General features: G+C 40.3%; 1 protein-coding gene. It reads right to left on the reverse strand.

What is annotated here, in order from left to right; all coding sequences use genetic code 11:
• Window positions 1–253 (reverse strand): transposase (locus tag ABDZ84_RS18105; protein WP_343782507.1); only part of this gene is annotated, 253 nt, incomplete at both ends.

Genomic DNA, 253 nt, shown 5'->3' on the forward strand with positions numbered 1-253 from the left:
AATGGCCTCTTCTTCAATTGCCTTCTCTTCAACAAGTTGACAGCGAAATAGGACAAAACATTGGCGTAGTGACTCTTTTACTTCGGGATGAACACGGAATCGATTAATGGTACGATAGCTCGGCTCATAACCCTGTGCTAACCACATCATCCGTACACTATCTTTAAGTAAGTCTTCTATTTTTCTGCCAGAAAAAACAGATTGGGTATAGGCACATAAGATAATCTTCATCATCATTCGAGGATGGTATGCA

It is taken from the genome of Virgibacillus salarius, assembly GCF_039521925.1.
Taxonomy (GTDB): Bacteria; Bacillota; Bacilli; order Bacillales; family Amphibacillaceae; genus Virgibacillus; species Virgibacillus salarius.